A 17,538-nucleotide genomic window follows, 5' to 3' on the forward strand; every position below is an offset into this window, starting at 1 on the left:
CGTGATTAAATTCGCTAAAAATGGCCTAAAATCGACCGCACTTTTGCCAGATCCTCGGCGGTATCCACGCCGACCGCCGGCGCTTCGAGCGCCTGTGCGAGATGAATTTTTTCCCCGTACCACAACACTCGCAGCTGCTCCAGACTTTCGATTTGCTCAAGCGCACTGGGCTGCCAGCGTACATATTGGCGGATAAACCCGGCGCGATAGGCATAAATACCGATATGGCGCAAATAATGGCTTGCCAGCTTAAGCTGTTCAATCGGCAATTCGCCCCGCTGCCATAACGCGAACTGATCGCGATCCCAAGGGATCACGGCGCGGGAGAAATACAAAACATACCCGTCTTTATCGGTCAGCACCTTGACTACATTCGGATTGAACAATTCTTCCGCTTGTTCGATCTTCACCGCCAGCGTCGCCATATTCACCCGATAGGTCGCCAGATTTTCCGCCACCTGACGCACAATGAGCGGCGGAATCAGAGGCTCATCACCCTGAATATTGACGATAATCTCATCATCGGCAATGGCTAATTGCTGCACCACTTCCGCCAGCCGTTCGGTGCCGGAGTGATGTTTATCCGAGGTCATACAGACTTCACCGCCGAACGCCCGCACCGCTTGTGCCACCTGAGCATTATCCGTCGCCACTATCACGCGTTCGGCGCCGGATTGGCCGGCTTTTTCCCAAACATGTTGGATCATCGGTTTACCGGCAATATCCGCCAGCGGTTTGCCCGGCAAACGGCTGGAGGCAAAACGGGCGGGAATAATCACGGTAAATTTAGTCATGTGCACCGTCCTGTTGTAAATCTTGGGCTAATGGCTGCGCCTGTTCCGCCAGCAGCACCGGAATGCCGTGCTCAATCGGGTAGGCAACCTGATCGAAACGGCAGATCAGCCGTTCCTGTTGTTTGTCATAATTCAGTCTGCCCTGACACATGGGGCAGGCGATAATCTCCAATAATCTAGCGTTCACCTTTCACCTCCGTAACGATTCTGTCGATAAAACGCGCCGCCGCGGCATCCAAAATCTCCGCTTCCACCGGCACATACCACCAGTTTTGCTGTGCAAAGGCACGGCATTTCACCGCATCTTTTTCGGTCATAAAGAGCGGTCGTTTTTTATCGAATTTTGTCAATAACGCCGCATCAAACGGCTGATGATCCTGAAATGCGTGGGATTGCGCCACATCAAGCCCCAACTCGCGCAGCATTGCAAAAAAACGCGCCGGATTGCCGATTCCCGCCACGGCGGTCAAGGGCGTTGCGGTAAATTCGCACAACGGACGGGATTGACCGCTCAATAAATTCACCGCATAGGTCGGCACCAGCCGCATCACGCTCTGGGCGTACGGATGTTCGCCGCCGTTGGCGATAATCAAGTCAACGGATTTCAGACGCCCCGCCAGCTCGCGCAGCGGCCCTGCCGGCAGCAGGAAACCGTTACCCAGACCGCGTTGCGCATCAATCACCACAATCTCAAAATCCCGCTGCAATTTGTAATGCTGCAAACCGTCGTCACTGACAATCAGATCGCAGGGCGAATGGCGCAATAACCGTTCCACCGCCTGCCGGCGATTCGGCGCGATACACACCGGTGCACCGGTTCGCTGCGCAATCAGCAACGGTTCATCACCGGCTTGCAACGGATCATCACCGGCCGTGACTAAACGCGGATATACCGCCGAGCGACTGCCGTAACCGCGCGAAATTACGCCGACTTTCAGCCCTTGCCGGTGCAATTGCTGTACCAGCCAGATAACCACCGGCGTTTTACCGTTACCGCCGACGGACAGATTGCCCACCACGACCACCGGCAGCGGCGGACGATAAGAAGTCAGCACACCGCGCTGCAACAAAATGCGGCGCAGCTGAGAAATGCCCCAGAACAACGCAGACAGCGGCGCCAACAACCATTTCAGCAGGGTTGCCCATAAACCGGAAGCATACCAGAAATTCATCTCCGCCTCGTTGCCCGTTAATGATTGAACTGCATATTGTGCAGTTGTTTATACACGCCGTCTAACGCCAGTAATTCGGCGTGGCTGCCGCGTTCTTTGATTTCACCGTGTTCGACCACCAGAATTTCATCCGCTTTTTCGATGGTGGATAAGCGGTGTGCGATCACCAGCACCGTGCGATCTTTTTGCAACTCCTCCAGCGCCGCCTGAATCGCACGTTCCGATTCCGTATCCAGCGCCGAGGTGGCTTCATCCAGAATCAGCACCGGCGAATCGCGCAATAATGCGCGGGCAATGGCCAAACGCTGACGCTGTCCGCCGGATAAACTGGCGCCGTTTTCCCCGATCACCGTATCCAGCCCGTGTTCCAGATTCTCAATAAATTCCATGGCGTGCGCCGCCGTTGCCGCCCTGACGATTTCATCGCGGCTGTATTTGTCCGCCGCGGCATACGCGATGTTATTGGCGATAGTATCGTTAAACAAATGCACCTGTTGCGACACCACGGCACAATTTTCACGCAGATTACGCAGAGTATAATCCTGAATATTCACCCCGTCTAACGTAATCTCCCCTTGTTCGATATCATAAAAACGGGTAACCAGATTGGCGATAGTGGATTTACCGGAACCGGAACGGCCGACCAGCGCAACGGTTTTACCGTGCGGAATCTCAAACGAAATATCGTTTAACGCGCGGCTTTCCCGGCCGTCATAGCTGAACGTTACATGGTTAAAACGAATATCGCCTTTCGCTTTTTCAACCTGATAGCGGCCCGTGTCTTTCTCGGTTTCCATATCCAGAATGGCAAACAGTGTCTGGCAGGCCGCCATCCCGCGCTGGAACTGAGCGTTCACGTTAGTCAGCGATTTCAACGGGCGCATCATCGCCATCATGGAAGAAAACACCACGGTAAAGGATCCGGCGGTCAGATTCTGGCTCATGATCTCCGGCAGCGTGGCCAGATACAGCACGGCGGAAAGCGCAAACGAGGCGATAATCTGCACGATAGGATCGGAAATGGCGTCCGCCATCATCACTTTCATGCCTTTGCGGCGCATATCGTTGCTGACATGATTAAAGCGTTCTTCCTCCAGATTCTGCCCGCCGAAAGACAATACCACTTTATGCCCTTTCAACATTTGTTCCGCCATGGAGGTCAACTCCCCCATGGAATTCTGCATATTTTTCCCCAGATTACGAAACACTTTCGATACCATGCGGATCAGCACCGCAATGATCGGCCCGATAATAAACAGCACCAGCGAAAGCTGCCAGCTGGTATAGATCATCAAGCCGAGCAACGAAATAATATAGGCGCCCTCGCGCACGATAGTCACCAGCGACCCGGAAGACGAATTAGCCACCTGTTCGCTGTCATAGGTAATGCGCGACAATAATTTACCGGTGGCATTCTTATCGAAAAAGGTCACCGGCATATACATTAAATGGCGGAACAAGCGACGGCGCATGGTCATCACCACTTTTCCCGACACCCACGCCAGACTGTAAGTGGAAACGAAACTGGTTACCCCGCGCACAATAATCAGCAGCACCACCACCAACGCCATCATTCTTAAAAACGATACATCGGCTTTACCGAAACCGTCGTCCAGCAGCGGTTTTAACATCTGAATCAGCGCCGCATCGGTCAGCGCATTAAAAACCAAGGTGATCGCCGCAGCGAGCAAACCGAGTTTAAACGGTGCAATAATCGGCCATAGCCGTTTAAACGTTTGAGCGGTAGAAAGATCCTTATCCTGCATAGTTTTCTTCTTCTAATATCAAAAAATCGGGTCATTGTACCTTTATTTTCCATGCAAGCCAATTAATCCGCGATACCACGGCGCCAAATCCGTTCTGGCGGTGCGGATTTTAATGAATTGGGGATAAAACCACAGACCGATCTGACCGGAAACCGCCGTATTATAGACCGCACTTTGCCGCGCCTTAAGCCTTGCCGTCACCGTGGCATGCGGAAAGCCCCACGGATTCCGGCGCCCGCTTGAAATCAGCGCAATATCCGGACGAATACGTTCCACCAAGCGGCTGCTGGTGGCGGTTTTGCTGCCGTGATGCCCCACCTGCAACACATGGATTTTATCCAGCTCATCCGCGAACCGGTTTTCCGCCGCTACATCCGCATCGCCGGTCAGTAACAGCTTGTAATGCCCGTCCGTTACCAGCAAGACGCAGGAGGCCGGATTATCCGCCCGCACCACCGTTTCCGGCGGCCATAATGCCGTGATGCTCAGCCCTCGCCACTGCCATCGGCGCCCGCGCCGACAAAAAGTGCAGTCGCTTGCGCCGTAATTTTGAACGGACGGACTGATAAATTGCGCCTGCGGATAGCGACGCAGAATATCCGCCGCCCCGCCGGCATGATCGTTATCGTCATGGCTGATAATCAGGGTTTCCAGCTCAATCCCCTGCCGCTGCAAATAAGGGATAATTTCCGTTTGCGCCATACTGCCTGTCCGCCAGCCGGCGCCGGTATCGTATAATATGGCGTTGTTCTCTTTCACCAGCAACGTGGCCAGCCCCTGCCCCACATCCAAGGTTTCCAGCCGCCACAGCGGGCGGTTAATCCGTTCCCACATCGCCGCCGACAGGCAAAGCAGCGCTATCAGCACACTGCCGGCGATGCCGTTGCGCAGTACCGGCGCGGGTGCAATCGCCTGTTCATTCAGGTTAAACGGCAGGCGGGAACGGAGTAAGGCAAGGGACGGGCTACGCGCGGATTTTCGCCGCCACACCGCCAGCCACAATAAACCGCCGCCGAACAGTAAACTTAACAGTGCGGTGCAAATCAGCGACGTATCTGAAGACAAGGCAAGCCACATATTCTGCAACGGACTGAGCCGAGCGGTGATCCACTCCGCCAGGCTATTCGCCGCCGCCCAGGAATGTAACCCGCCCTGCGTCATCACCGCAAACAGCACTAACGGCACCAGCAGCAGGCTGAAGAGCGGCACGGCGATCAGATTAGCCAAAAAGCCGCTCAGCGATATGCCGTTAAACTGCCATAACAGCAGCGGGGTAAACAGCCACAGTAAACCGATCTGTAAATGCAGCAGGTTTATCACATAACGCGCCTTGCGCAGCGGCGATTCCGCCAGCGGGCGCCCCCGCCAGTGCAGCAGGGCAAGTGGCACACATTGATACCACAGAATCAGCGCCGCCACCGCACCGACCGATAACCAAAAACTGGCGGACAGCAACATCAGCGGATCCATGATCAGCAACAGCGCCACCACGCGTAACAGCATTTGCCATGCCGTACCATATCCCCGCCCGAAACGAAACAGACAAATCACCGCCAACGCCGTGATCGCACGCAAGGTCGGAATACTGAACCCCGCAAGCGCCGCATACCCCCATGCCATTGCCAGCCCGCCTAACAGCGGTAGGTGCGGACCGATGCGCCTGGTGGGCAAAAAAAGCTGCACGCCCCGCACTACACCGACGCCCATCAGCATCGCCAGCCCGATATGCAAACCGGAAATGGCAATTAAATGCGCCGTATTGGTATGCTGATAAATGCGCCAGCGCTCGGCATCCAGCCATGCCCGTTCGCCGAATCCCAGCGCCAGCAGCAAGCCCCGTGCGGATAACCCTTCCGTTTGTTGCAGCGCCCTTTGCAAACGTTGCTCGCGCCAAGAAAATTCGGCGCCGGTTTTCACCGCACTTTTTACCGTTCCTTCCGCACTGATTCCGCTTGCAAAAGCCCATTGCTGGCGGTCAAAGCCGCCGTCGTTCAAGCGTGAAGCAAGCGAACGCAGACGAACCTCGCCTTGCCAGCGTTCACCGGCATAAACCGGCTGCGGCAATTGCCAGCGCAGATAAATCCGCTGTGCGGGTAAATCAGGGGTCAGGCGCGCCGTGGCCACCAGCGTTTGATAATCGGTTTGACGCAAAACCTCGCGGATATTAAATTCCAGCCTCATCACTTTCGGCAATGCGGCGATCCGCTCCGCCTGACGCAGCGCTGATAAAGCATGGTAATGAAAATAGCTCAAACTCAACACAAAACCTAAAAAGGCCAGACAACACCCGATAAGCCGTGGCGCACGCCGATAAACCGCCACGGCCAGCAGCACCAGTCCGGCGCATAACAATAAAAGTGCGGTGGAAAAATCCAGCAAATAGGCACGCGGCGTCCACAGCAACGTCAGCGCCGCCGGTAAAATAAGGCAGACAAGATGATCAAGGTGAAAGCGGTAATTTCTCATAACGGTGCACAGCGGGAGTTTCCGCTACTATGAAAAATCAGCGGCGAATAGACAAAATCCGCCCGTCAGTTTTACGACAGCGATCGCAAAAATCATATTTATAAATAAAAAAAACCGCTTAAATCGCGGGATTCAAGCGGTTTTGCGGCAATCAAACAGGATTAAATCGCCAGACACAGATATTTCATTTCTAAAAACTCCTCAATGCCATAGCGCGAGCCTTCTCGTCCCAGCCCCGATTCTTTAACCCCGCCGAACGGCGCCACTTCGTTGCTGATCAACCCCTCATTAATGCCGACCATGCCGTATTCCAGCGCTTCCGACACCCGCCAGATACGGGCGATATCGCGGGTGAAAATATACGCCGCCAAGCCGAACTCGGTATCATTGGCCATTTGAATCGCCTCATCTTCCGTATCGAATTTAAAGATCGGCGCTAAAGGCGCAAAGGTTTCTTCTTTCGCCACCCGCATATCCTGCGTCACATCACGCAAGACGGTCGGCTGGAAAAACGTACCGCCCAATTCATGCGCCTGACCGCCCAGCACCAGCTTCGCCCCTTTGTGCAGGGCATCACGAATATGTTCCTGCACTTTATTCACTGCACTTTGGCTGATTAACGGCCCCATGGTGACATCCGCCTCGGTGGCGTCGCCTAATTTAATGCGGCGCACGGTTTCCGTAAACTTCGCCAGAAATTCATCATAAATGCCGGACTGCACATAAATTCGATTGGTGCAGACACAAGTCTGCCCGCTGTTGCGGAATTTCGAGGCAAACACGCCTGCCACGGCATTGTCCAAATCGGCATCTTCAAACACGATAGCGGGCGCATTGCCGCCCAGCTCCAGCGAAAGTTTTTTGATTGTCGAGGCGGACTGCGCCATCAACAATTTGCCCACCCGGGTCGAGCCGGTAAAAGTCAGCTTACGCACGATGGGGCTTTCGCTCAGCAGCTTGCCGACCATGGCGGCATCAGAAGAAGTCACCACATTCAGCAAACCTTTCGGCAATCCTGCCTGCGCCGCCAGCTCCGCCAGCGCCAGTGCCGATAACGGCGTCTCCGAAGCCGGCTTCAGCACAACCGCACAGCCTGCCGCCAACGCCGGCGCCGCTTTACGCGTAATCATCGCATTTGGGAAATTCCACGGCGTAATCGCCGCAACCACGCCGATAGGCTGCTTAATCGTCATCAGACGATGACCGGCTTTGTCGGCGGGCAAAATATCGCCGCCAATCCGTTTCGCCTCTTCGGCAAACCACTCGATAAAACTCGCGCCGTACAGGATCTCACCCAGACTTTCCTGCAGCGGTTTTCCCTGCTCCAGACTTAAAATCCGCGCCAGCTCCTCTTGATGCTGCATAATCAGCCCATACCAACGGCGCAATACTGCGGCGCGTTCTTTCGGCAGCACGTTTTTCCACGCCTGCTGCGCCGCTTCCGCCGCCCGAATCGCCGCCTGCACTTCCGCCGCGCCCACATCCGCCACCTGACAAATCTGCTGATTATTCGCCGGATTCAGCACCGCAAATGTTTTGCCATCCAGTGCCGCAACATATTCACCGTTAATATAACTTTTTGTTTTTATAAGAGAAAAATTCTGCATATGCCCTCCGTTGTGATTCATAAATACCCTCCGCTTACTCTATGACGAAAACCTCGTCCCCCTGTTATCTTACCAATTTCCCGCCCTAATGATGACACAAATATGCGCCGATAACCTGCGCGCGTTGCCCTGCCGCGTAAAAGTGCGGTCGAAATTGCAGCGGTTTTTTATGTTTAAATTAATGCTATTTTTCACCGCACTTTTAGTTGAACCGTGTGAATAATGCTTGTCGGCACGGACGGCAAATCGCCCGAGCGCACAACAACACATTATTACCGGTTTTAAACGCCGAAAACAGAAAGCTAAAACGATAAACCCGAATCGGCAAATTATTTTTTCAATTTTGTCGCGAATATCTCAAAATAAAAAATTATTGCCGAAAATCGGGATTTCTGCGCTAAATTTATTTGCTAATTCCGTCAAGTTCTGTTATTTATATCGCCCTTGAAAAAGCCCGTTGCATTTTAACCGGCTTTTTCACATAACCATGAGAATGCTTATCGCCCGAACGCGGTTTGAATAACAAGTTAATGGATGAAGTTTATCTAGGAGATACAAATGACTAACGCTTCTTTAAGTTTACTAGCCTTAGCCGGTGTAGAGCCGTATCAATTAAAAGAAGGCGAAGAATATATGAATGAAGAGCAACTGCTTCATTTCAGAAAAATCCTGCAGGCTTGGCATGATCAAATCCGTGAAGAAACCTCCCGCACCGTTGCCCATATGCGCGACGAAGCGTCGAATTTCCCGGATCCGGCGGACAGAGCGACTCAGGAAGAGGAATTCAGTCTGGAACTGCGCGCCCGCGATCGTGAGCGTAAGTTAATGAAAAAAATCGAGAATACGCTGAAAAAACTGGATACCGGGGATTTCGGTTACTGCGATTCCTGCGGGGTGGAAATCGGTATTCGCCGCCTGGAAGCGCGGCCGACCGCCGATCTGTGTATCGATTGTAAAACACTGGCGGAAATCCGCGAAAAACAAATGGTCGGCTAACCGATCGGGGGCGGTTGTCCGCCCCGCTAATGCCGAAAACGTACTCAACGGTATGACACGCATTCTTACCGCACTTTAATAAACTGCCCGTGCTTTTTAAGGGGTGAACTATTTTAAATTTAATCAAAAATCTGTTTAAAAAGACAACACATCGACCCGTCACCGAAGTCAGTCCGAAGCCAAAGACAGATTTCAAGCCGAAAACACAAACCGCCTCCGCCGCAGAACGAACCGAACCGAGATTCGTTACGTCCGCCCGCACGCCGAAATCCGCCGCACAGGCACATCATTATAACAAACATGTGGTCAAAGCCTCGCAATACGGCATTAACCCGCGCATGATCAGCAAAAATGCGCTGACCGTGGTGGAAAAGCTGCATCGTCAGGGGTATGAAGCCTATGTCGTCGGCGGCTGTCTGCGCGATTTGCTGCTCGGTAAACATCCGAAAGATTTCGATGTAGCAACCAATGCCCGCCCGGAACAGATTCAGGCGGTGTTTCAGCGCCAGTGTCGTTTGGTCGGCCGGCGTTTTCGTCTGGCGCATGTGATGTTCGGGCGGGATATTATCGAAGTGGCGACATTCCGCGCCAATCACAGCGATAATCATAATGAAAAACAGTCGAAACAAAGCGAACAGGGCATGCTGCTGCGCGATAATGTGTACGGCAGTGTGGAACAGGATGCCGAACGCCGCGATTTTACCGTAAACGCACTGTATTACAATCCGCAGGACAATACGCTGCGCGATTATTTCAACGGACTGGAGGATCTGAAAGCCGGCAAACTGCGCTTAATCGGCGATCCGGTGGTGCGTTATCAGGAAGATCCGGTACGCATGTTACGTTCGGTTCGCTTTATGGCGAAACTGGATATGTTTCTGGAAAAACCGAGCGAGACGCCGATCCGCCAGCTGGCACCATTGCTGAAAAACATTCCGCCCGCCCGCTTATTTGACGAAAGCCTGAAATTGCTGCAAGCGGGATACGGGGTGAAAACCTATCATCTGCTGCGTAAATACGGCTTGTTCGAACAACTGTTCCCGGCATTAATGCCGTATTTCACCGAACAGGGCGACAGCTACGCCGAACGGATGATTTTAACCGCACTGACCTCCACCGACGAACGGGTCGCCGATAAACTGCGCATTAATCCGGCATTTTTATTCGCCGCCTTTTTCTGGTATCCGCTGCGTGAGAAAGTGGAGATCCTGAAAAATGAAGGCGGCTTAAATAACCACGATGCCTACGCATTGGCCGGCAATGATATTCTGGCGCTGTTTTGTCGGGCGCTCGCCGCACCGCGCCGGCATACCGCCGTGATCCGCGATATTTGGTTGTTGCAGCTGCAATTGCTGAAACGGACAGGCAACGCGCCGCTTAAGGTAATGGAACACCCAAAATTCCGGGCGGCTTTTGATTTACTGGTAATGCGGGCGGAAATCGAAGGCGGCGAGGCGGTGGAACTGGCCGCCTGGTGGCATGAGTATCAGCTTAGCAACGGCGAACAGCGCTCAACGTTGGTGCAGGAACAACAGCGGCTCAATCCGAAGCCGAAGAAAAAATTTTATCGCGCCAGAAAGCGGCGTAAAGCGAAACCGTTATCCGAATGAAAACAGCTTATATCGCCTTAGGCAGCAATTTAAATGCACCGATACAACAACTGAACGCCGCGTTATATGCCCTGGCGGCATTGCCGGATTGTCGTTTAACGGCGGTCAGTTCCTTTTATTGCAGCAAGCCGCTCGGCCCGCAGGATCAGCCCGATTATGTCAATGCCGTCGCCGCACTGCAAACCGCACTGGCGCCGCTGGATTTACTGGATAACCTGCAACGGATCGAAAACCGGCAAGGTCGGGTGCGCTTACGCCGTTGGGGGGAAAGAACGCTGGATCTGGATATTTTGCTGTATGCCGATGCCATCATCCGAGACACCCGTTTAACCGTGCCGCATTATGATATGAAAAACCGTGAATTCGTGCTGATTCCGTTATATGAAATCGCTCCGCATTTGGTGCTGCCGACGGGGGAACGCGTGGCGGATTTACAACAGCCGTTTGCCGCGCATACTATGAAAATTGTAAAAAAATAACCGCACTTTAGTCATTTTACCTGCTGTTCGGCGTTGCTCGTTGTATGATGCAACCGCCGCATCTTACGCCGTTTCCAGCCCTGAGCGAATGCGCGGGGCAAAAAAATCATAATCCACCAAAAAGGCATCATGTCCGTAATCGGAAGGAAATTCGTGATAATTCAGGTTTACCCCGTATTGTTCTAACAGCGCTTTGCTTTTGTGCAAATCGACCAGTTTAAACAATTGATCATTGGTGACCGCAACCAGCGTATAACGCGCTTTAATACGCGAAAGTGCGGTTTTAATATCCGCATAGCCCACCGCCGGATCATACAAATCCAGTGCGCGCAGCAAATGCAAATAGGTATTGGCGTCAAAACGGTCAAGAAATTTCTTGCCCTGATAGCTCAGATAGGATTCCACCTGAAAATAATCACCCCAGAACTCGCCCTCCGCTTTGGTGGCTCGCCCGAACGCCTTCGCCAACTGAATATCGGTACGGTAAGTCAGCATACCCAGCATACGCGCAACGGACAGTCCTTTCAGCGGCGGCTCGCCGTCATAATAATCGCCCTGATTGAAATTCGGATCATTGATCACCGCCTGCCGCATAACATGATTGAAGCCGATCGCCTCGGCGCTGAAATAAAGCGAAGAACACAGATTAATCACATTACTGACGAAATCCGGGTAGTCGATCGCCCATTGGGTTGCCTGCATACCGCCGAAAGAGCCGCCGATCACCGCATGCAGATGCGGAATATTCAACTGATCCAGCAAAGCTTTCTGCACTTTGACTAAATCCTGCACCACAATATGCGGAAAGCGGCTGCCATAAGGCTTACAAGTGGCGGGATCAGGTGAGGCGGGGCCGGTCGAACCTTTACAACCGCCCAGCACATTGGAGCAAATAAAAAAATAACGATCGGTATCCAGCGCCAGCCCGGCGCCCATAAAATTCTGCCACCAGCCGGTTTGGGATTTATCCTCGCAATAGGGTTCGGCGTCTCCGGTCAGCGCATGGCAGATCAAAACGGCATTATCTTGCTCCGCGTTTAACTTTCCGTATGTCTGATAAGCAATGTCGATTTGCTCCAGTTGTCCGCCCAAGGTTAAATGAAGGGGCTGTTCGGTAAAAAGTGTGACTTTTTGTACTGCCATTGCCTATTCCGTAAACGATTCAATCCGGCTGCTCCGTGCGCCGGTTCCTGCTGCATAAACTACCGCTAGCGGTGTGCATTGTCAAGAAATTTTAGACGTCTAAACTTCTAGACGTTTTAGCCCCCGGCAATCTCGCCGTTAACCGATTTAATACTTGAATTTAGCAATATTTTTCATTATGTTGATAGGCAGTCAAATTCCGATACAATCCGCTCATGATGAAACACATACTAATGACGATGTTGCACAGCGAAGGCATTAAGGCATTTTCCCGCAAATGCCTGCGCTATTGCATGTCCGCACTGTTTCTGTGCATATTTGTGCTGATTCTGATCGATCAGGCGATCGGCTTTTATGTGCGGCAGGGCATTTATACGGATATCGACAGCATACCGAACCGCCCGTACGGTCTGCTGCTGGGTACGTCAAAATACTTTGCCAAAAACACCCCGAATCTGTTTTATTCCAACCGTCTGTTGGCCGCCGACGAGCTGTTTAAAGCCAAGAAAATCGATTATCTGTTGCTCAGCGGCGACAATCGCACGGTGGAATATAACGAACCGCGCACCATGTACAAAGATCTGAAGAAAATGGGCATTCCGGACGCATTTATGTATATGGATTACGCCGGCTTTCGCACGCTGGATTCCGTTATCCGTGCCGATCAGGTGTTTAAGGCGCACTCCATTACCATCATCACGCAAAAATTCCATTGCGAACGCGCCCTGTTTATCGCTAAATATCATAATATCGATGCGATCTGCTTCGCCGCGGAATACCCGTCGGGCTATACGTTCGTGCGCATACGCGAATTTTTTGCCCGCCTGCAGGCAATCTGGGATCTTTTAATCGAAAAAGAACCGCACTTTTTGGGAAAACCCGAACCGCTGCCGCCGCCGGTCACGATTCCGATGAATTAGCTCAACGATAATGGTGATAAACGATATCGCGTAAAATCGCGTTTTGCTGCGTTTCCGCTTTTTTATGATGCAGTTTATGCAAAACCAGATTCAGCAGCGATTGTACGATTTGTTGATGATTCTGCACCGCGCAGACCACTCGGTTTTCCAGCACTTCCAGCATGTCGTGATCGCCGAAAGTGGCGATAACCAACTGTTTAGGAATGCCGTTGCCGCGCTGCAACAGCGCCTGAAACACGCCCTGCAATAAGGTTAATGAAGTGACAAACAGCGCATCCGGCAGCGGATTTTCCGCCAGCCAGCGTTCAAACGCCTGCGCCGCCGCGGCTTTATGGAACCGGTCGGCATACAGCACATCAACGGCGCTTGCCGTTGTGGTATCCAACGCCTTGCGAAATCCCCGTTCACGTTCCTGACTGGTCGGTAATTCCGGTAGCGCGCCGAAAAACAAAATGCGCCGATATTGCTGTTCCTGCAGTAAATTTTGTGCCAGACGACAGGCATCCTGCTCATCATCGGTCAATACGTTAATCACCTCATCGGAAACAATCCGCCGGTCAAAACCGAAAACCGGAATAGTGTTGCCCTGATAAAACCGGGTATCGGCCGGTAACGCGGTGGAAACGATCAACGCATCAACCTGCCGCTGAAACAAATGTTTGGCGCAATCCATTTCATTTTCCGGGCGATCATTGGTGCAGGCAATCAATAATTGATACCCTTTTTCGCGGAATTTATTTTCTAACTGATTGGCGATTTTAGCATAACTGAGATTTTCAAAATCAGGAATAATCAGGCCGATGGTGTTGGTTTTCCCTGCGCGTAAGCCCGCCGCCATGGCATTAGGTTTAAACTGGTGTTTTTGGATTAGCGCCTGAACTTTTTCAATGGTTTTATCGCTGACCCGATATTGTTTCGCTTTGCCGTTTACCACATAACTGACTGTCGTGCGCGAAACGCCGGCCAGTTTCGCAAGCTCATCTAATTTCACATTAACTCCTTTCAAATGTCTGAAATTGCTAAAACGATTATAGCACCGATGATTTTGCCCCTTCAAAGTTCAAAGCGGCATAATTTGATCTTGCTCGCAAAAAATAAGTGCGGTGGAATTTAAATGAATTTCCGGTAATATCTCGCCAATGTTCAATAATACCGTTTATGTTTAAATTCCACCGCACTGAGACCGGTTAAGGATTTACAACAAGGCTTTCAGCGCGCTGCCGATTTCCGCCAGACTACGCACCGTTTTCACCCCGGCCGCCTCTAAGGCCGCAATTTTTTCCTCAGCGGTTCCCTTACCGCCGCTGATAATCGCCCCGGCATGTCCCATCCGTTTGCCTTTCGGTGCGGTAATGCCGGCAATATAACCGACCACCGGCTTGGTTACATGGGATTGAATGAATGCCGCCGCCTCTTCTTCCGCCGAACCGCCGATTTCGCCGATCATCACGATCGCATCGGTTTCCGCATCCTGCTGGAACCGTTTTAATATATCAATAAAATTCGAGCCCGGAATCGGATCACCGCCGATGCCTACGCAGGTGGATTGCCCCAGCCCTTCATCGGTGATTTGTTTTACCGCTTCATACGTTAAAGTGCCGGAGCGGGAAACAATTCCGACGCGGCCTTTTTTATGAATATTGCCCGGCATGATGCCGATTTTGCATTCCTCCGGCGTAATCACCCCCGGACAGTTCGGCCCGATCATCACCACATCGTCGCATTGATTAAGTTTCTGCTTAATCTGCAACATATCCAGCGTCGGAATCCCTTCGGTAATACAAACGATTAATTTCAGCCCTGCCGCAATCGCTTCCAACACGGCATCTTTACAAAACGGCGCCGGCACATAAATCACCGTTGCCGTCGCCCCGGTAGTTTCTACCGCTTCATGCACCGTATTAAACACCGGCAGCCCTAAATGCGTGGTGCCGCCTTTGCCCGGCGAAACGCCGCCGACTAACTGCGTGCCGTAGGCAAGCGCCTGCTCGGAATGGAAGGTTCCCTGTCCGCCGGTAAATCCCTGACAAATCACTTTAGTCGTTTTATTAATCAAAATTGCCATCGTTACGCTCCCGCCGCCGCATTCACTACCTGTAGCGCAGCGTTTTGTAAACTTTGCGCCGCCATAATATTTAAGCCGCTTTTCGCCAGAATATCGCGTCCCAGCGCGGCGTTGGTACCTTCCAGACGCACCACCACCGGCACGCCGACGCCCACTTCGTTCACTGCGGCGATTACCCCTTCGGCAATCAGATCGCAGCGTACAATACCGCCGAAAATATTCACCAGAATCGCTTTGACCGACTGATCGCTTAAAATAATCTTAAACGCTTCGGCCACCCGCTCTTTGGTCGCTCCGCCGCCCACATCAAGAAAATTAGCCGGTTCGCCGCCGTAGAGCTTCACAATATCCATAGTACCCATGGCCAGCCCGGCGCCGTTTACCATACAGCCGATATTGCCCTTCAGCGCCACATAATTCAGGTTCCATTCTTCCGCCGCCGCTTCGCGCGGGTCTTCCTGCGTCAAATCGCGCATTGCCAGCAAATCCGGATGACGGAACAGCGCATTACCGTCCACCACAATTTTCGCATCCAGACAGTGCAGTTCGCCGTTTTGCAAAATCACCAGCGGATTAATTTCCAGCAGAGCCAGATCTTTTTCAACGAATAACTGCCCCAGCTGGCAGAACAGGTGAGTAAACTGTTTTATCTGCGCACCGCTTAATCCCAGCTTGAATGCCAGTTCACGCCCCTGATACGGCATGGCGCCGACCAGCGGGTCGATCACCATTTTATGCACCAAGTGCGGTGTGTTTTGCGCCACTTCTTCAATATCGACGCCGCCTTCCGTCGAAGCCATAAAGACGACACGTTGCGAACTGCGATCCACCACCGCACTTAAATACAGTTCTTTTTCAATCTGTACGCAAGGCTCAAGATAAATGCTGTTGACCGGTTGTCCCTCGGCATCGGTCTGGAATGTTACCAACCGTTTGCCTAAAAACTTATCAAAAAACGACCGCACTTCCTGTTCGGATTTCAGCACCTGCACGCCGCCCGCTTTGCCGCGCCCGCCGGCATGAACCTGACATTTGGCGACCCACTGGCTGCCGCCCAGCTTCCGCATTGCTTCCAGCGCCTGTGCCGTGTTTTCGCAGATATAACCTTCGCTTACCGGCAAACCGTACTGCGCAAAGAGCTGTTTACTTTGGTATTCGTGTAAGTTCATATTCACCCTTTCACTTAACTGTTGATCTGTGTTTGCAATGTATTGGTTTATTTGAAACGGGACGGCAGTCCGCCCCGCGCTTTTCGCTAAAGAACGCCCAAACGGTTAAATTTCCAGCAATAAACGGGTCGGATCTTCAAGCAGCTCTTTTATCGTCACTAAAAATCCGACGCTTTCACGCCCGTCAATCAAGCGATGATCATAAGACAGCGCCAGATACATCATCGGACGAATCACCACCTGACCGTCAACCGCCACCGGACGTTCTTTAATGGCGTGCATGCCGAGAATGGCGCTTTGCGGCGGATTAATAATCGGGGTGGACATTAAAGAGCCGAACACGCCGCCGTTAGTGATGGTGAAATTACCGCCGGTCAGATCGTCCACCGTCAGCTTACCATCGCGACCTTTTTCGGCCAGAGCTTTAATCTCTTTTTCAATATCCGCCATGCTTAAGCGGTCACAGTTGCGCAGAACCGGGGTGACCAAACCGCGCGGCGTAGATACCGCAATGCTGATATCGAAATAATTGTGATATACCACATCGTCGCCGTCGATAGAGGCATTTACTTCCGGATAACGTTTCAGCGCTTCCACCACCGCTTTAATGTAAAAAGACATAAACCCTAAGCGGGTGCCGTGCTGTTTTTCAAATTTTTCGCCGTAGGTTTTACGCAGCCGCATAATCGGCTGCATATCCACTTCATTAAACGTGGTCAGCATGGCGGTGGTGTTTTTCGCTTCCAGCAGGCGCTCGGCAATGCGTTTACGCAAGCGGGTCATCGGCACCCGTTTTTCATCCCGCTGAGCAAGCGTCACGGCGGAAACCGACTGCGCCAATGCGGCGGCCGGTTCCTGCTGCTGCGCCGCTTGTTGTGCGATCACCCGTTCCACATCCTCACGGGTGAGGCGCCCACCGACACCGCTGCCTTTGATCTGTTGCGCGTCCAGCTCATGCTCCGCCAGCAAACGGCGCACACCGGGACTGACGGCGTCGCTGTTGGTCGGTTCGGAAGTCAGTTTTGCGGCGTAACGATCCGCCGGTGTTTTTTCCATACTCTGAACGGTATCTTTCGTTACCCCGCCGGCCACCGCCAACGCCGAGACCTTGCCTAACAGCTGTTTGCTCACCACCGTCGCCCCTTCCGGCTCCACAATGCTTTCCAGCACACCGTCTGCCGCCGCCGGCACTTCCAGCACGACTTTATCCGTCTCGATTTCAACCAGAATCTCATCGCGTTTAATCGTATCGCCGACTTTCTTATGCCAGGTCACCACGGTAGCGTCCGCGACAGACTCGGGTAAATCGGGGGTAATAATCTCAAAATCGCTCATATCCTGTTCCTTCTTG

General features: G+C 52.5%; 15 protein-coding genes. 4 read left to right on the forward strand and 11 right to left on the reverse strand.

Annotated features, from left to right (window positions below; all coding sequences use genetic code 11):
* Nucleotides 1–14: 14 nt before the first annotated feature.
* The 6 genes from kdsB to ACESOH_RS06080 all read right to left on the reverse strand — a co-directional run bounded on the left by kdsB (nt 15) and on the right by ACESOH_RS06080 (nt 7,805).
* Complete coding sequence (gene kdsB / locus ACESOH_RS06055; RefSeq protein WP_373100352.1) at nt 15–794, reverse strand: 3-deoxy-manno-octulosonate cytidylyltransferase; 780 nt, start codon at nt 792–794, stop codon at nt 15–17.
* A complete protein-coding gene (locus ACESOH_RS06060; protein ID WP_373100353.1) occupies nt 787–981 on the reverse strand; it encodes a Trm112 family protein in 195 nt (64 codons plus the stop codon). The genes kdsB and ACESOH_RS06060 overlap by 8 nt, the downstream gene beginning before the upstream one ends.
* Nucleotides 971–1,966: a tetraacyldisaccharide 4'-kinase gene (gene lpxK, locus ACESOH_RS06065; RefSeq protein ID WP_373100354.1), complete on the reverse strand. Its 996-nt coding sequence runs from the start codon at nt 1,964–1,966 to the stop codon at nt 971–973. The genes ACESOH_RS06060 and lpxK overlap by 11 nt, the downstream gene beginning before the upstream one ends.
* A 17-nt stretch (nt 1,967–1,983) precedes the next feature.
* A complete protein-coding gene (msbA, locus tag ACESOH_RS06070; RefSeq protein WP_373100355.1) occupies nt 1,984–3,732 on the reverse strand; it encodes a lipid A ABC transporter ATP-binding protein/permease MsbA in 1,749 nt (582 codons plus the stop codon).
* A gap of 42 nt (nt 3,733–3,774) precedes the next feature.
* Nucleotides 3,775–6,198 carry a DNA internalization-related competence protein ComEC/Rec2 gene (locus tag ACESOH_RS06075; RefSeq protein WP_373100356.1) on the reverse strand — a complete coding sequence of 808 codons (2,424 nt, stop codon included), beginning with the start codon at nt 6,196–6,198 and terminating at the stop codon, nt 3,775–3,777.
* 161 nt (nt 6,199–6,359) lie between these two features.
* A complete protein-coding gene (locus ACESOH_RS06080) occupies nt 6,360–7,805 on the reverse strand; it encodes an NAD-dependent succinate-semialdehyde dehydrogenase (protein WP_373100434.1) in 1,446 nt (481 codons plus the stop codon).
* A 558-nt stretch (nt 7,806–8,363) separates the two neighbouring features.
* Between ACESOH_RS06080 and dksA the strand changes: the two genes are divergently transcribed.
* The 3 genes from dksA to folK all read left to right on the forward strand — a co-directional run bounded on the left by dksA (nt 8,364) and on the right by folK (nt 10,890).
* Nucleotides 8,364–8,801 carry an RNA polymerase-binding protein DksA gene (dksA, locus tag ACESOH_RS06085; RefSeq protein ID WP_032092946.1) on the forward strand — a complete coding sequence of 146 codons (438 nt, stop codon included), beginning with the start codon at nt 8,364–8,366 and terminating at the stop codon, nt 8,799–8,801.
* Between the two features lie 302 nt (nt 8,802–9,103).
* The gene (pcnB, locus tag ACESOH_RS06090; RefSeq protein ID WP_373100357.1) at nt 9,104–10,411 is read left to right on the forward strand and encodes a polynucleotide adenylyltransferase PcnB; all 1,308 of its coding nucleotides are present in this window, start codon (nt 9,104–9,106) and stop codon (nt 10,409–10,411) included.
* Entirely contained in the window at nt 10,408–10,890 is a 483-nt protein-coding gene (folK, locus tag ACESOH_RS06095; protein WP_373100358.1) for a 2-amino-4-hydroxy-6-hydroxymethyldihydropteridine diphosphokinase, read from the forward strand. Before pcnB ends, folK begins: the two co-directional genes overlap by 4 nt.
* A 63-nt stretch (nt 10,891–10,953) precedes the next feature.
* Here folK and metX read toward each other — a convergent pair whose 3' ends face one another.
* Nucleotides 10,954–12,033: a homoserine O-acetyltransferase MetX gene (gene metX, locus ACESOH_RS06100; RefSeq protein ID WP_373100359.1), complete on the reverse strand. Its 1,080-nt coding sequence runs from the start codon at nt 12,031–12,033 to the stop codon at nt 10,954–10,956.
* A gap of 215 nt (nt 12,034–12,248) precedes the next feature.
* Here metX and ACESOH_RS06105 point away from each other — a divergent pair, with 215 nt between their 5' ends.
* Complete coding sequence (locus ACESOH_RS06105) at nt 12,249–12,953, forward strand: SanA/YdcF family protein (RefSeq protein ID WP_373100360.1); 705 nt, start codon at nt 12,249–12,251, stop codon at nt 12,951–12,953.
* Nucleotide 12,954: 1 nt separating this feature from the next.
* On the opposite strand, the gene cra is transcribed toward ACESOH_RS06105, so the two are convergent.
* From cra to odhB, 4 genes are all read right to left on the reverse strand, one after another.
* Complete coding sequence (gene cra / locus ACESOH_RS06110; protein WP_373100361.1) at nt 12,955–13,944, reverse strand: catabolite repressor/activator; 990 nt, start codon at nt 13,942–13,944, stop codon at nt 12,955–12,957.
* A 204-nt stretch (nt 13,945–14,148) separates the two neighbouring features.
* Entirely contained in the window at nt 14,149–15,018 is an 870-nt protein-coding gene (gene sucD / locus ACESOH_RS06115) for a succinate--CoA ligase subunit alpha (RefSeq protein WP_373100362.1), read from the reverse strand.
* A gap of 2 nt (nt 15,019–15,020) precedes the next feature.
* Complete coding sequence (gene sucC / locus ACESOH_RS06120; RefSeq protein WP_373100363.1) at nt 15,021–16,187, reverse strand: ADP-forming succinate--CoA ligase subunit beta; 1,167 nt, start codon at nt 16,185–16,187, stop codon at nt 15,021–15,023.
* A 105-nt stretch (nt 16,188–16,292) separates the two neighbouring features.
* Nucleotides 16,293–17,522, reverse strand: a complete 1,230-nt coding sequence (gene odhB / locus ACESOH_RS06125; RefSeq protein ID WP_373100364.1) for a 2-oxoglutarate dehydrogenase complex dihydrolipoyllysine-residue succinyltransferase — start codon at nt 17,520–17,522, stop codon at nt 16,293–16,295.
* Nucleotides 17,523–17,538 lie beyond the last annotated feature (16 nt).

Origin of the sequence: Necropsobacter rosorum, assembly GCF_964241405.1 — a bacterium.
Taxonomy (GTDB): Bacteria; Pseudomonadota; Gammaproteobacteria; order Enterobacterales; family Pasteurellaceae; genus Necropsobacter; species Necropsobacter rosorum.

What these genes read in the sequence shown, in the direction of transcription:
- kdsB (WP_373100352.1), bottom strand. Translation starts at nt 794, where the DNA reads ATGACTAAATTTACCGTGATTATTCCCGCCCGTTTTGCCTCCAGCCGT.
- lpxK (WP_373100354.1), bottom strand. Translation starts at nt 1,966, where the DNA reads ATGAATTTCTGGTATGCTTCCGGTTTATGGGCAACCCTGCTGAAATGG.
- msbA (WP_373100355.1), bottom strand. Translation starts at nt 3,732, where the DNA reads ATGCAGGATAAGGATCTTTCTACCGCTCAAACGTTTAAACGGCTATGG.
- ACESOH_RS06075 (WP_373100356.1), bottom strand. Translation starts at nt 6,198, where the DNA reads ATGAGAAATTACCGCTTTCACCTTGATCATCTTGTCTGCCTTATTTTA.
- ACESOH_RS06080 (WP_373100434.1), bottom strand. Translation starts at nt 7,805, where the DNA reads ATGCAGAATTTTTCTCTTATAAAAACAAAAAGTTATATTAACGGTGAA.
- dksA (WP_032092946.1), top strand. Translation starts at nt 8,364, where the DNA reads ATGACTAACGCTTCTTTAAGTTTACTAGCCTTAGCCGGTGTAGAGCCG.
- folK (WP_373100358.1), top strand. Translation starts at nt 10,408, where the DNA reads ATGAAAACAGCTTATATCGCCTTAGGCAGCAATTTAAATGCACCGATA.
- metX (WP_373100359.1), bottom strand. Translation starts at nt 12,033, where the DNA reads ATGGCAGTACAAAAAGTCACACTTTTTACCGAACAGCCCCTTCATTTA.
- ACESOH_RS06105 (WP_373100360.1), top strand. Translation starts at nt 12,249, where the DNA reads ATGATGAAACACATACTAATGACGATGTTGCACAGCGAAGGCATTAAG.
- sucD (WP_373100362.1), bottom strand. Translation starts at nt 15,018, where the DNA reads ATGGCAATTTTGATTAATAAAACGACTAAAGTGATTTGTCAGGGATTT.
- sucC (WP_373100363.1), bottom strand. Translation starts at nt 16,187, where the DNA reads ATGAACTTACACGAATACCAAAGTAAACAGCTCTTTGCGCAGTACGGT.
- odhB (WP_373100364.1), bottom strand. Translation starts at nt 17,522, where the DNA reads ATGAGCGATTTTGAGATTATTACCCCCGATTTACCCGAGTCTGTCGCG.